Source organism: Pirellulales bacterium (assembly GCA_019636345.1).
Taxonomy (GTDB): domain Bacteria; phylum Planctomycetota; class Planctomycetia; order Pirellulales; family Lacipirellulaceae.
Window position 1 is genome coordinate 206,067 of sequence record JAHBXQ010000001.1, and the last position, 13,309, is coordinate 219,375.

The 13,309-nt window shown below is 68.3% G+C and carries 13 protein-coding genes; 6 read left to right on the top strand and 7 right to left on the bottom strand.

Annotated features, from left to right (window positions below; translation table 11 throughout):
• Nucleotides 1-17: 17 nt before the first annotated feature.
• From KF688_00745 to KF688_00755, 3 genes are all read left to right on the top strand, one after another.
• On the top strand, nt 18-998 hold the full coding sequence (locus KF688_00745) for a class I mannose-6-phosphate isomerase (GenBank protein ID MBX3424179.1): 981 nt from the start codon (nt 18-20) through the stop codon (nt 996-998).
• A gap of 136 nt (nt 999-1,134) precedes the next feature.
• Complete coding sequence (locus KF688_00750; protein MBX3424180.1) at nt 1,135-1,473, top strand: hypothetical protein; 339 nt, start codon at nt 1,135-1,137, stop codon at nt 1,471-1,473.
• 268 nt (nt 1,474-1,741) lie between these two features.
• Nucleotides 1,742-2,923 carry a hypothetical protein gene (locus KF688_00755; protein MBX3424181.1) on the top strand — a complete coding sequence of 394 codons (1,182 nt, stop codon included), beginning with the start codon at nt 1,742-1,744 and terminating at the stop codon, nt 2,921-2,923.
• Nucleotides 2,924-2,944: 21 nt separating this feature from the next.
• Here the strand turns inward: KF688_00755 and KF688_00760 are convergent, their stop codons facing one another.
• Nucleotides 2,945-3,400: a hypothetical protein gene (locus KF688_00760; protein ID MBX3424182.1), complete on the bottom strand. Its 456-nt coding sequence runs from the start codon at nt 3,398-3,400 to the stop codon at nt 2,945-2,947.
• A gap of 156 nt (nt 3,401-3,556) precedes the next feature.
• The gene (locus KF688_00765; protein ID MBX3424183.1) at nt 3,557-4,267 is read right to left on the bottom strand and encodes a Crp/Fnr family transcriptional regulator; all 711 of its coding nucleotides are present in this window, start codon (nt 4,265-4,267) and stop codon (nt 3,557-3,559) included.
• A 475-nt stretch (nt 4,268-4,742) separates the two neighbouring features.
• On the opposite strand from KF688_00765, the gene KF688_00770 reads away from it, so the two are divergent.
• Together KF688_00770 and KF688_00775 are read left to right on the top strand one after the other, a co-directional pair.
• Nucleotides 4,743-4,946, top strand: a complete 204-nt coding sequence (locus KF688_00770; protein ID MBX3424184.1) for a hypothetical protein — start codon at nt 4,743-4,745, stop codon at nt 4,944-4,946.
• Nucleotides 4,947-5,100: 154 nt separating this feature from the next.
• Nucleotides 5,101-5,403, top strand: coding sequence for a polyhydroxyalkanoic acid system family protein (locus KF688_00775; GenBank protein MBX3424185.1), 303 nt, complete (start codon nt 5,101-5,103; stop codon nt 5,401-5,403).
• 20 nt (nt 5,404-5,423) lie between these two features.
• Here the strand turns inward: KF688_00775 and KF688_00780 are convergent, their stop codons facing one another.
• The 5 genes from KF688_00780 to KF688_00800 all read right to left on the bottom strand — a co-directional run bounded on the left by KF688_00780 (nt 5,424) and on the right by KF688_00800 (nt 12,339).
• A complete protein-coding gene (locus tag KF688_00780; GenBank protein ID MBX3424186.1) occupies nt 5,424-7,133 on the bottom strand; it encodes a hypothetical protein in 1,710 nt (569 codons plus the stop codon).
• A gap of 186 nt (nt 7,134-7,319) precedes the next feature.
• On the bottom strand, nt 7,320-8,891 hold the full coding sequence (locus KF688_00785; protein MBX3424187.1) for a glutamate--tRNA ligase: 1,572 nt from the start codon (nt 8,889-8,891) through the stop codon (nt 7,320-7,322).
• Between the two features lie 101 nt (nt 8,892-8,992).
• Complete coding sequence (locus KF688_00790) at nt 8,993-10,105, bottom strand: hypothetical protein (GenBank protein MBX3424188.1); 1,113 nt, start codon at nt 10,103-10,105, stop codon at nt 8,993-8,995.
• A 234-nt stretch (nt 10,106-10,339) separates the two neighbouring features.
• Nucleotides 10,340-11,617 carry a 6-phosphofructokinase gene (locus KF688_00795; protein MBX3424189.1) on the bottom strand — a complete coding sequence of 426 codons (1,278 nt, stop codon included), beginning with the start codon at nt 11,615-11,617 and terminating at the stop codon, nt 10,340-10,342.
• 53 nt (nt 11,618-11,670) lie between these two features.
• The gene (locus KF688_00800) at nt 11,671-12,339 is read right to left on the bottom strand and encodes a hypothetical protein (protein ID MBX3424190.1); all 669 of its coding nucleotides are present in this window, start codon (nt 12,337-12,339) and stop codon (nt 11,671-11,673) included.
• A 467-nt stretch (nt 12,340-12,806) separates the two neighbouring features.
• Here KF688_00800 and KF688_00805 point away from each other — a divergent pair, with 467 nt between their 5' ends.
• A complete protein-coding gene (locus KF688_00805) occupies nt 12,807-13,262 on the top strand; it encodes a DinB family protein (GenBank protein ID MBX3424191.1) in 456 nt (151 codons plus the stop codon).
• The last annotated feature ends 47 nt before the right edge of the window (nt 13,263-13,309 follow it).

Sequence of the window (13,309 nt, forward strand, 5' to 3'; positions counted from 1 at the left end):
CCCGAGCCGCGGTTGCCATGCCTGTCGCCTGCGACTATCCCCTGCGTTTTGAGCCGTTGTTTCGCCGCTATCTCTGGGGAGGGCGGCGGCTGGGGACCATGCTCGGCAAGCCGATCGGCCCCGGCGACGACTATGCCGAAAGTTGGGAGATCGTCGACCATGGCGCCGACCAAAGCGTCGTGGCCCACGGGCCGCTCGCGGGCCGGACGCTTGGCGAATTGGTTCGCGAGCAGGGCGCCGACCTCTTGGGCCGGCACGCGCCGGCGAAGCAGTTTCCGCTGCTGTTGAAACTGCTCGACTGCAATCGCACGCTCAGCGTGCAGGTTCACCCGAACGACGCGCAAGGGGCGCAGCTCGATCCCCCCGACCTTGGCAAGACCGAGGCGTGGGTCGTAGTGGCCGCCGAGCCGGGCAGCAAGATCTACGCGGGGCTCAAGCCGGGGGTCGATCGGCAGCAACTCGCCGCGGCCTTGGAGGCGGGCGCGTGCGATCGGTGTCTCCACGAGTTCGAGCCGCAGGTCGGCGATTGCGTGTTCATCCCCGCCGGCACGGTGCACGCCTTGGGAGCGGGGCTGGTCATCGCCGAGATCCAGCAGGCGAGCGACACGACCTTCCGGCTGTTCGATTGGAATCGCGTCGACGCCGACGGTCGCCCCCGTCCGCTTCACATCGAGCAGTCGTTGGCGGTGACCGACTACCAGCGCGGCCCGGTCGTTCCGCAGACGCCGCAGGCGCTTGATCTCCCGGGGAGCGAGCTGTTGGCGGCATGCGACAAGTTCGAGCTGCAGCGACGGCGGCTCGCCGAACCGACGACGCTGGGAGGCGACCGGCGGATGTGGATCGCGATGGTCGTCGAGGGCGCCCTGGTGGTCGAGGGAGATCCTGCGAGCGAGCCGCTGACCCTGGGCCGCTCGCTCCTGCTGCCTGCCGCGGCCGGGGCGCGTCGGCTGACCCCGTTGGGCTCGGCGACGGTGCTGGCAATCAGTTTGCCTGCCTAACCAGCGATCAGTGGCATGCTGGCGCCTCGGGGGTCGACGTTGCGGCCGATGCGGAGATTCCTTACGCTTCGCCCCGCGCGCAGCCAATGCGAGGCAGAGGCATGCGCGCAATCGGATCTTGCCGCGGAGCAATAGCATGAGAGCGCCCCTGGTCGTCGTGTCGATCGGCCTCGCCGTGGGCGCGGGGTGTTCGCCCACGTATTTTCGCATGCCGCGGCTCCTTTCCCCCGGCAGCGCACCACGTCAACGGGCGGCTGCCGAGGTGTCCGACCCGTATCCGCTGCCCGACGTGGGCCCTCCGATCGTGGGGGGACGACCCTTGGAGTACGCCGTGCCAGTCGACCCGACGCGGCGCGCGACTGACTACAACGATTCGCGGCTGGCGCCGTCGGTTCCAATCCCAATCGGCCCGCCGTTGGGTTCGCCGTTCGGCGGCTATCCCGGCGCCGCAGCTCCGATGACCCAGCGCTACTGACGCGGCGCGTGCGTCGCTCAAGCACACGTCGTCGGCGTTGCGATGGCCGGCGAGAGGCCCGCTCATGCTGCACAAGACTTGCCAGCGCCGTCGCGAATCTGCGTCGCCGCCCGACCGCGGCGATGCGTCAAGGCTGCGATGCGGCTCGCTCTGGCTCTGCTTGATTGCGGCGACGACGGTCGCACCGTGGCGAGCCGAAGCGCAAGGAGGCTCCCCGTTCCAATTGACGGCCAAAACGACTGCGTCTGGCGACCTGCCCCCCATGACGATGGGGGGCTATTGCCCGGTGGCGCTCCGGCTGCGCGGGACGTGGGAGCCGGGCGATCCGCGGCTCGCCGCCGAGTTCGACGGTCGGCAGTACCTGCTCAGCGGGCCGCGTGAGTTGACGATCTTCGCCGCCTCGCCGCAGCGATTCGTGCCGACGCTGGGGGGCGATTGCATCGTGACATTCGCCGAAAGCGGCCGCCGCGTCCCGGGGCGACTCGACGAGGGAATCGTTTTTCGCGATCGGATCTTCCTGTTCTCGACGGCAGACGCGCACGCGAGGTTCGAGGCGGAGCCCGGGGCGTTTGCCGACGCCGATCTGTTCGCCGGCGGAGTCTGCCCGGTGACGCTGACGACCAGCGGCGCGGCGATGCCGGGGGACCCGAAGACGGGGATCACCTTTGCTAACGGGCTGCGGTTCCGGTTCGTCGACGCCGCGGCCCGACGAGCGTTCTTGCAGCAACCTGCGGCGTATGTGCCGGCGGAGTTGCAGGCCGCTGCACGCGGCAAGCACGCGGCTTCCCCCGCCGACGCCCAGCGCAGCGGTCGACGAGTTGCCGGCGCCGCGGACCACGCCGACCTTCCGCGCGAGCCGGCCGGAGCCGCCAACCCCGGCGCCGAGGGGCAAGCTGCCGGCGCCGACCGTCGCGTCGGCGGGACGCTCAGCGCCGCCGAGCCGCTGCTCAACGGGTACTGTCCCGTGACGATCTGGACGCGGCCCGACAACATGTGGATCCGCGGACAATACGCCCAGCGTTGCGAGATCGACGGCATGGTGTTTCTGCCGGCGGGACTCGGCGAGCGTCAACAGTTCGAGGCCGACCCCGCGCTGTTCATTCCCGCCTTAGGAGGCGACTGCGTCGTCACCTACGTCGACACCGGACGGCGCGTCAAAGGAAGCGTCTATCACACGGTCGTCGACAAGGGGGCGCACCGGCTTTACCTGTGCGCCGACGCCGCGGCCAAGCAGAAGCTGAGCGAGGACCCGACGCGCTACGCCGACGCGGACGTCGCCGCGGGGGGGATGTGCGTCGTCACCCGCCGCGACGCGGGGGTCAGCCAGCCGGGGTCGCCGCTGACGTCCGTCTGGTTCGAGGGGGAACGCTACTACTTCGTCGGCAAGGAGCAACGCGCGAAATTCCTCGCGGCTCCGGAGACGTACTCAGCCCCGATCGCGGACGAGTGAGCAGATCGCCGCGGCACGTTGCTACGCGCTGGGGAGAGACGCCGGTTGGTACGAGGCCGGGCTGGCGGTGAGGTCCCGGGGCGGCGTGCACGATTTGGGCGGACCGCACTTGCTGACCGGGCAGTCGGGGTATTTCTTCTGGAACTGCTTCCGACAGCCGCCGCACTTCTTGAAGTGCTGCTTCATGCCCTCGACCTTGCGGACGTCGGTCATCGAGCGGACTTTGGTCTGGTGGTCGTGGAACTCGGTGAACCGCTGGTGGCATTCGGGGCACCGCATGCGGACAGTGCCGCTCCCCGAAGCGAGCCCCGCGCCGACGACCAAGCCGGTCGCAACCATGACCGAAGCCGCCGCACCGAGCGAGGTCCGCCGCAACGCCGACCGGCGGTCCTCGGTCTGTTGCAGGCGCGCGATCCGAGCGAGCGCCCCGGGAGGGCAGGCTTGCCACTGGTCGTCGTGGAAAATGGGCTCGGACATGGTCTTCGCGACAGATGGGGCGATGACGCCAAGGCGACAGCGGATGGCTTCAGCGTCGTAGGATATTCTCGACTAACACGCGGAAAAAAACTGTGAATCCCCTTACGGTGCTCTCAGAGAAGCCGCGCTTTGCGGGAATTTGGGAGGTTCGCAGGGCTAAAACGGGGACAATTGCGGGGCGGTCGACTCGACGCAGCCGGCCAGCTTCTCCAGGTCGAGGATCGTCAGCCGACGACGGCCGAGCTGGATCAGCCCCTCGTTCTGCAACTCGCCCAAGAGGACCGTCACCGTCTCACGGGTGCTGCCGATGACGCTCGCCAGGTCCTGATGCGAGAGCTTGATCTTCAGCTCCACCCCGGCGTCGGTCTGGCGGCCGTAGCGTTCGGCCAGTTCGAGTACGAGGTGGATCAGCCGGTCGCGGTTCGAGCGGAACAGCAGGTACTTGAGCCGCCGTTCGATGCGCAACCGTCGCATTCCGAACAACTTGGCCACCCCCAGCGACAGGGCGGGGTTCTCCTCGACAAGTTGCACCATCAAATCGCGGGGGATGGCGACGATCAGCGACTTCTCGATCGCCTCGGCGAACTCCTCCCGCTGCTCGCCCCCCATCAGGGCCAATTCACCGAAGACCTCGCCGGGGTCGATGAAGGCGAGGATCGTCTGCTTCCCCTCGGCCGAGTAGCTGCCGATCTTGGCCCGACCCTCGGCCAGCAGCAGCACCCCGTCGGCCAAATCCTGCGGCAGGTAGATCGTCGAGCCGCGGGCGAAAGCGCGGGTTCGCGACCGCGCCTCGAGTGCCGCGAGTTGTGCCGTCGAGAGCCGCCGGAACAGCTCGCAGCTTTTGATGTACCAGAGCCGCTCGGTCATGGGCGGAGCGCGGTCGGGGAGGGCGGGGGGCAGGCGGATGCGGTCGGCAGGCGGCAAACGCCGCAAGAGCAGTCATGGCGGCGGCGAGACAGCCCCCCATTCTAGCCGGAAGGCCGAGGGGGGCCAACTCGCCGTCAGGGCCGCTCAGTTTTCCCCCGTGTGGCATGCCCTCGTCCGCGTGGGCGTGGAGACGTGTCGGGAAACTATGGCCACGACGGCGGACCGTCGAGGCCATGCCGTATGTCCGTTGGAACAACGGATCGGCCCTGAACTCGCCGGCCGGAGGCTCGCACGCGGTGCGGCGTTTGCCGTTCGACCGAGCAGTTTCTGCATTTTCTTGACAGCCCGCGGCGAACGGCGATATTGGCCGATGTGAGCGAAACGGTCTCCTGGGGGGGCGGCCGGCGGCTTGCGGAGCATCGTGCTGCGCACCGCGGGCGTTCGGCCCTCTGCACCCGTACACGGAGGCGCCGCGATGTCCAAATCGGTCCTGCAAGCAATTCGCGACGGGGAGTGGGAGTTCGAGCCGTCGCCGGTGGAACCTCGCCGCTATTCCCCCACGCGCGCCATGCCCGGCACCGACGAGAAGCTGGCCGTCATGGCCGAGCGGATCGCCGCCGGCTTGCCGTTGTGGCACCGCGAGGATCGCACGGACTACGACGACGGGAACGGGCAGTAGTCGGCCCGGGAATTCCGGACCGCGTGGCGTCCGACGGGAGGGCGTGCGCTGTGCGGGCGGCCTGCTCTTGGAGCAGGCGACTTCCTATAATCGTTCGTGACTTCCCGCGGAGCGTGCGGGACGTTTCCGCATGTCTTTGTGAAAGGTCTCCCGCGTGCCGAAGTTCAATGTCGAGATCCCGCATCAGTTGACCGCCGACGAAGCCCGCAGCCGGCTCGAACGGTTTGCCGAGGCGATGCAGGCTAGGTTCGACGACAAGGTGAGCGACCTGTCGCAATCGTGGAACGGCGACTCGTTGTCGTTCGGCTTCAAGACCTTCGGCATCAAGATCTCCGGCGACATCGCCTGCCAGGAAGAAAAGTTGGTCGTCAACGGCGACCTGCCGCTCACCGCGATGATGTTCAAGGGAAAGATCGAGTCGGAGATGCGCGAATTGTTGGGGCGGTTTATGCGGTGACGCCCGCTTGCCGGCGGCGTTCAGGCGGCCTCGACGGGTTGCTCGACTTTTTGGCCGAAGACCGCCGTCACGATCACCAGCGCCGCCAACTGCGCGATCAACAGCAGCCACACTGGGGCCCCGAAGCCCGCGGGTATGGTCCCCAGCCCGATCGCCACGGCCGCCCCGGTCAGGGCGTACGGCATCTGCGTCAGGACGTGGGCGATGTGGTCGCAGCCGCTCGATTGCGACGACAGGATCGTCGTGTCGGAAATCGGCGAGCAGTGGTCCCCGAACACGGCCCCGGCCAGCACGCTGCCGACGGTCGCCAACAGCAGCGGGCTGGCGCCGTCGACAGTCGCCCCCGTAGCGGCCAACAGCGTGTAGCTGAGCGTGACGACCATGGGGGTCAGCATCCCCATCGTGCCGAAGCTGGTTCCCGTGCAGAACGACACGACCGCGGCCAGCAGGAACACCGCGGTCGGCAGCAGCTTGGCGGCGAGCGAAAGCTCGCTGGCCCCGTCGGGGTCGTCGGACTCGGCCTTGGCAAGCAGCCCGGCGAGATAGTCCCCCGTGTACAAGCGGTGGTCCTGGAACTCGTACGTCTCGACGCCGGCGATCTTCGAGGGGACTCCCGCGACCGACTTCACGCCGGTCATTTTCGACAGCGTCGCTGCGCACCACAGGATGGCGATCGCGGAGAGCACGGCACGGGCGCCCTTGCCGGCGTTTGCGACGATCGCATCGAGCGAGAGCAGCCGCTGGGTCCAGCAGAGCGTCGCGGCGAGCAAGAGTCCCGCCAGCGCCCCGTACTGCAGCGCAAAGGTCGAATCCGCGGCGCCGAAGACGTCGCGGAGCGTCGGCTCCGCGGCGCCCGGGTCGGCCTTCGCGGCCAGTCGTTCGCGACCCGTATGGACGAGCAGTGCGAGCACGACCCCCAGCGTCACGACGATCGGCAGCACCGCGTTGACGGCCCGCGGCGGCAGTTTCTCGGCGGCAGCGGCGGCCTCGCGATCGTCGTGACCGACGGGCGCCGGGCCGCTGAACTCGCCCCGCAACGCTTTCCGCTCGGCGGCCAGCATCGGGCCGAACTCGCGGCCGCTGATGGCGATGATCGGGATCAGCGCAAGCGCCGCCAGCACGTAGAATCGGTAGGGGATGCTCGCCACGAACAGGTCGAACGCCTTCAGGTCGACTCCCCCGAGCGTGTCGATTCCTTCCTGCAGGTACGACAGCTCGATCGCCACCCAGGTGCTGAGGATCGAGATCCCCGCGACCGGCGCCGCGGTCGAGTCGACTAGGTACGCCAGCTTTTCGCGCGAAATCCGCAGCCGGTCGGTGACCGGGCGCATCGTGCTGCCGATGAGCAGGGTGTTGGCGTAGTCGTCGAAGAAGATCGAGAGCCCCAGCCCCCACGACGTGAGCTGCCCGCCGAGTCGGGTCCGCGCCAACGGGGTCAGCAGCCGGACGAACCCCCGCATGCCGCCGCTGGCGGTGATCACCCCGATCATGGCGCCCATCAGCACCGTGAAGCTGAACACCCGCAGCCGATCGGGCTCGACGAAGGTCGGCCACAGGTGAACCTCGAACAGATCGTAGCCGGCCGCCAGGGGATGCCAGCCCGTGGTGATCAGCGCTCCGACGAAGATCCCCGCCAACAACGACGGCACGGCCCGGCGAGTGACGATCGCCAACACGATGGCGACGATCGGCGGGGCAAGACTCAGCGCACCGTAGGGATGGGGAGCCATGGCGTCACTCGGCAAGCAGTGAGGGGGGGCGCCGCACGCGCGAAATGGGACGCGGAGGAACGCGGATCGTTACGGAGCAGGGCAGGGGGGCGGCTCGGGGCAGTCGGCTTCCGGCTGTCGGCAAGGTGCGTTGAGGGCTATCCAGATCGCGCAGAATTCGATCAGTGCAATTCCGCCGCGTCGACGTCAAGTCGTCGCCTCGCGTTTCGCGGCGCGGCGGATACGGTTGACGGAGCTCTCGCGACCGAGGATCTCGAGCGTCTCGAACATGCCAAAGCCGACCGCTTTGCCCGTCACGGCGACGCGCAGAGCGTGGATCAGATCGCCGATCTTCAGCCCCTCGCGCTCCAGGAATTCGCGGAGAAGCGCTTCGAGCGCCGAGGCATCGAACGTCGGCGTCGCGGCCAGTTCATCGGCGAATTTGGTCAACAGTTCCCGCGCCCCAGGCGCCTCGGCGATTCGTTTCTTGAACGCTTTCTCGTCGAATTCGATTGCGTCGTCGGCACGGAAGAAGTCGTCGTAATCGAGAACGTCGCCGGCCATTTTCACGCGGTCGCCCGCGGCGGCGAGGATCGCCGACAGCCGCGGCCCGGTCGCACAATCCGGGGGAGACGCGACGAGCCCGGCTTTCTGCAAGAACGGCAAGCAGAGCTTCGCTTTCTGCTTGAGCGGAACTTGCTGCATCGCCCGGTCTTGAAACGCCAGCAGCTTCTGCGGGTCGAAGCTGGCCGGGGCGCGGTTCACGCGCTCCAACGAGAACAGCTCGATCATCTCCGCGCGGCTGAACTCCTCCCGCTCGCCGTCAAGCGACCAGCCCAACAGCAGCAGGTAGTTGAGCAGCGCGTCGGGCAGAAAGCCGATCTGCTCGTAGAAGTCGACGATCACCGGGTTGAACACGTCCGCGTCGGGCTTGTGCCCGAGGCGCGAGGCGATTCCTTCGCCGCGAGCCACCAGCGCCGCGAAGTCGCGGTTCTTCAGGTACTTGTCGAGCTTGCGTTTGCTGAGCTTGTTCTTGCTCCCCGGCTCGGCGACGTAGGGAAGGTGCGCGAACTGCGGCAACGGATAGCCCAGGGCCTGGTAGATGAACGCCTGTCGCGGCGTGTTGGGAAGGTGCTCCTCGGCCCGGATGACGTGCGAGATCTCCATCGCATGGTCGTCGACGACCGTCGCGAGGTGGTACAGACACGAACCGTCGGCACGCTGGACGACGTGGTCTTGCTCGGCGGCCCAAGCGAAGCGGACCTCGCCGCGGATCAGGTCGGCCAGCACGAGCTCCCCCTCGCGCGGCATCTTGAGTCGCACGACGCCGGCGCGTCCCTCGGCGGCGAATCGCTCGGCGTCGGCCGGCGTCTCTGCGGCCCAGCGGCGACTGTAGACGAACGCGGTCCCTGCGGCTTGGGCGGCGTCGCGCTCGGCCTGCAGTTCCTCGGGCGTCGCGAAGTCGCGGTACGCGGCGCCGCGGGCAAGGAGCTCGTCGACCGCCGCTTGGTAGAGTTCCCCACGCTGCGATTGGTAGTAGGGCCCCGACGGACCGCCGACCTCGGGCCCCTCGTCCCAGTCGAGCCCCAACCAACGGAAGCCGTGCAGGATCGGAGCGAGCGCCGCGTCGACGTTGCGCTGGGCGTCGGTATCGTCGACCCGCAGCAGGAACTGGCCCCCATGTTTCCGAGCGAAGAGCCAGTTGAACAGCGCCGTGCGAACTCCGCCGATGTGGAGGTACCCGGTGGGGCTGGGAGCGAAACGGGTGCGGACGACCATCGGCGGGGGGACTCGAACGCGGGGCGGCGGGCCGGAAACAGGGCGTAGCCTAACACGCGCCACGCCCGGGGGCCAAGTGCCGACCGGACGGCCCGCGGACGCTACGCCGCCCTGCGCTGGTCGCGTTGCTGTTGCCGCAGCTTTTTCTTCTCGGCCTTCGAGAGCTTGCGGCGGGGCATGCCGTCGTCCTCGTCGTCGGAGTCGAGTTCCTCGTCGTCCGCGGGTTCCCAGGCGGCGGAGGCCGGTTCCTCGCGGCGCGGGGCGGAGGAAATGGCCACGGTCGCGGGCGCGGCGTCCGAGGCGCTTGCGGCCCGCGTTGGTTCGGCCGGCGCGGAACGCTCGGCGCCAGCCGGCTTCTTGCCCTGCGCGCGACGCTGCGGGCGGCGCTCCACGAATCCTTGCACGTCGAGCAGCACGTATCGGGCGAACGCGAGCATCGCGGCCAGCAGCAGGGCATGCGCTGCCAGCGGGGCGATCCGGGCGACGGTCTCGGTCCAGACGCCCCAAGCGGCCGGCAGCAGCTCGGCGGCGGCGATGCCCGCGGTCGTATAGCCGGCGCTTGCCAGGAGCAACAGGGCGGAGCCGCCACGGCACTCGCCCAACTCGGCGAGCATCCGCACGGTCATCCATCCGCCGATCGCCGCCGCACCGGCCAGCCACCATCCGCAACCGTCGGCCAGCGGCGTCGCTCCGAGCGAGCTGGACAGCACGGCGGCCGCCAAGCGATGGGCGCCGGTCGCCGCGATCAGGCTCACGGCGAGCGCGGCGTAGGAGGCGCGCTGCCAAATGCGATACCGACCGCGCTTGTCGTCGACGCGGTGTCGCCGCAACGAGAACACGAACCGAGCGGCCAGAGCGACGGCCAGCAGGCAGAGGGCGCTCGTCCAACCGAGCAATCCGTCGGCTGCGGCGTGGGTTGCCGCGGCAGCAGCGCCGGGAATCGCCTGGGCGATCGCCTCGGCTTGTCGGTGGAGCAGTTCGCCGATCGTCGCAACGAGCCCGACGCCGACAACGGCGAGGACGACGACTCGTTTGCGGCGGGGGATGAAGTCGGACGCCAACGGGTGGTTCTCGACCCGAGCGGCTTCGCCGTATCGGGGCGCCTCGCCGGGGCTGGCTTCATCGCGCACCGCGATGCCGAGGCTGGAGCCGTAGCGCATTTCGTCGCTCAGGACCCGCCGCCGCCGACTGCCGCGTGCGTTGCCAGCACTCATGTCTTGTTCCGCCGCCCTGCGGTTCGCTCGATTCGATCGTCGCTACGCCGGCCGTCCGTGGCCGCGCGCTTTGGTACCGTGTCCATCGGCATTCGGGCCGTCGGAATCGGCGCCGACGTGCGGCAGAACCGTTGGGGCAAACAGGGGCGAGTTTGCGGGCGAAGAAGCGAACACGTAGCGGCGGGGAGCTCGCTCGGCCCATCCCAGCCGCTCGACGCATGCGCCAGCAAAGCGCTAGGCGTCGCCGAGGCACGTCCCTAATCGTCGGGCGGTCTGCACCCAGGGATGGTCGGGGGTGACCAGCTTCTTCTTCCCGGCGACCTCGGCCAGGGGGACCGGCACGGCCGCGTCGCCGCGGGCCGCAACCATGACGCCGAATTGCTTCTCGGCCAAAAGTTCGGCGCAGCGGGCGCCGAGCCGCGAGGCGAGAACCCGGTCGGCCGCCGAGGGGGTTCCCCCGCGTTGCAGGTGCCCCAAAATGGTCAGTCGCGACTCGAGCCCGGTAAGCTGCTCCAACTGCTGCGTGAGCCGCACCGTGTGGTCGACGTGCCGCTGGTGGAAGGCGTCGAGATCGTCGCTCGCCTGTTTCTTGTCTTCCTTGGTTTCGGCGCTCTCTTTGGCGGCGACCAGCTTAGCGACCGTCGCAGCTTCTTCGACGGTCATCACCCCCTCGGCGACTGCGACGATGCTGAACCGTTTTCCCTTGCGGGCGCGGTTCTTGATCGCGTTGGCGACGGCCTCGACGCTGTAGGGCATCTCGGGAAGGAGGATGACGTCGGCCCCCCCGGCGATCCCGGCCCCTAGGGCGAGCCACCCGGCGCGGTGGCCCATGGTCTCCAGCACGATCACCCGATCGTGGCTCGTGGCGGTGGAGTGGAGTCGATCGATCGCTTGCGTGGCGATCTCCAGGGCCGTGTCGAACCCAAACGAGACGTCGGTTCCGGCGATGTCGTTGTCGATCGTCTTGGGGAGCGTCACGACGTTGAGGCCGGCTTGCAGCATCCGCAGGGCGTTCTTCTGCGTCCCCCCGCCGCCGATGCACACCACCGCGTCGAGCCCGTGGCGGCGATACGTGTCGACCGCTGCGTCGGTCATGTCGACCAGTTTGCCGCCGATTGGCATCTTATGGGGTTTGTCGCGGCTCGTGCCGAGGATCGTGCCGCCATCGGTGAGGATGCCCGACAGGATGCTGTCGTCGACTGTGATCGAGCGATCCTGGACCAACCCGCGGAAACCGTCGCGAAAGCCGATCAGCTCCATCCCTAGCGTGTCGATCCCCGCCTTGCCGACGCCGCGAATTGCCGCGTTGAGCCCCGGACAGTCGCCCCCGCTGGTGAGGATGCCGATGTATTGGGTCACGTCGTCGGTCCCGCGGGAGGCGCTCGGAGCCGCGTCGGAACGAGCGGCGACGACTCCATTGTGATCCCACGGGGGGCGAGAAACAACCAGCGGCGAGAACGCAATCGCGCGGTGCGACTCGCGGGGCGAAGGCAATTCGCCGTGCTGAGACACGTAGCGCGAACGGATCGCTTGCGACGACGGTCCGACCGAGCGGCGAGGGGCCGCTATCGCATCGCCAACTCGCGATTCGCCGTCGCGTCGCCGGCTGCGGTCAGCTCGCGGAGGAGCCGCAGCGTGCGGACCGCCGCCACGCGGTCGCGGAAATCAATCGCTTCGTTCGCCGCGACGCGGTTCTCAAGCACCCCCAATTCCGTCGCCAGGGCCGAGCGGTACGCGGCGTCGAACGCATTGCCGTTGGGGTTCCAGTGCTGAACGATCGACTCGATCATCGTCATCGACGCGGCGTACTCGGGCCGGCGCAGCGCTTCGGGCCAGACGGGCATGCCGTCCCGGATGTCCCGGGCCAAGTTACGGGCCTCGGCGTACCGCTGTCGGGATTCCTCGGCCGTGCGGGCCCGACGCGCTTCGGCCCGAGCGAGCACCGCTTGGGCCCGGCTCTCGATCGTCTGCTGCCGCCACTCGGCCGCTTCGTAATACAAGGCCTCGCGAGCGCGGGCGACTTCGACCCAGGTCTTTGCCGCGTCGGCTTCGTCCTTGAGGAACTGTCCGCGGGCGTACACTAACTCAGACGCCCCCGAGTAGGCGTCCCCGAGCACCGTGCCGTGGCGGAAGCCGTAGCCGTATCGATAGCCCCACCCGTATTGGGCGGCCGCAGGGCCCGCCATAACGGCAACGAGCAAACTGCCGACAACAAATGAGGAAGTGGCGTTCATGGCAATGTCCCCGTCGGTCAATGACGTTGGCGACCGAGGCCGCGAGTTCAAGCAGGCTATTCCTATATTCTAGGAGCAACCCCGGCGCCAAACGGCGCGCCGCATTCTGCAACACTTGCCTAACCGCTCCCAGGGACGCGACTTGCGGCAAACCCGCGTGCTTGCATCCCGGATTAGGCATGTGACAGGGTCGCACTGCGCCATCCGACCGATGGCGCTTCGGCTCAGCTTGAGAGTGCGGCGCGGTGCGGAGGTCGAGCCGCAGATTTGCCGTAGAGTGCGCAAAGTTCGTAGAGTCGCGGGGCAAGTCTCTCAGGCGTCGACGTCGGCGATTCGACAGATCGCATGGTTCCGGCTACGATCGGCTCACGTCGGTTAGTCAGCGGGACTGGACCGACCGATTCTTACGCCGCAAACGGAGAAGCGCCGCCTTGGACGCCCACGCCGCGATCAACAATGCCGCCGCCATGAGCATGTTCGTCCTCACGAGGTACTTGGAGGATCTCTCCGACGCCGATCTGATGCGTCGCCCCGGGCCGGGATGCAATCACCTGGCATGGCAGTTGGGGCACCTGATCAGTTCCGAGGTCGGGTTGCTCGAGTCGGTCGCCCCTGGCGCCGCGATCGAGTTGCCTGCGGGGTTTGCCGCGGCCCACAGCCCGGAGACAGCGGGGAGCGACGAGGCGAGCAAGTTTCACACGAAAGGGGAGTATCTCGACCTGTTCGGCAAGGCCCGCGGCGCGACGGCCGCCGCGCTGGCCAAACTCAGTCCGACCGATCTCGATGCCCCCGGGCCCGAGCGGTTTCGGGAGTTTTTCCCAACGGTGGGCGACGTTTTTCTCTTGCTCGCCAACCACCCGCTAATGCACGCCGGCCAGTTCGTCCCCGTCCGGCGAGCGCTGGGCAAGCCGGTGACGATCTGAGGGAGGACGACACGACGATAGGACAAGCTGAGCCATTGTCCCGCAGT